We start from the raw sequence: 248 nt of genomic DNA, 5'->3' as shown, positions 1-248 counted from the left end.
GCCATAGCAATACCGCTGGCAGTATTTTTAGGCATGTGGATCGGCTGGTATGTTTCACGACGTTGATAGGCAGTGCCTTTTTCTTTCATGTCGGTGAACGCATCAATGTCAGTTACAGGATCTAACTGAGCAAAGTTATAAAACTGTGGGGGTGAAGATGTTGACCATTCAAGCGTGTGGCCATTCCATGGATCGCCTGTGGTATCCAGGTTTTGCTCACGGTCACGGAAGCTCACATACAATTGGAC

Annotated in this window: 1 pseudogene; it reads right to left on the bottom strand. The window is 47.2% G+C overall.

The window, feature by feature from the left end:
* Positions 1-248: pseudogene (locus tag AAEY88_RS14890) on the bottom strand (cytochrome o ubiquinol oxidase subunit I); the annotation flags it as partial.

It is taken from the genome of Psychrobacter sp. CAL346-MNA-CIBAN-0220 (assembly GCF_040309805.1).
GTDB lineage: Bacteria > Pseudomonadota > Gammaproteobacteria > Pseudomonadales > Moraxellaceae > Psychrobacter.
This window is presented reverse-complemented; position numbering and strand designations above follow the sequence as displayed.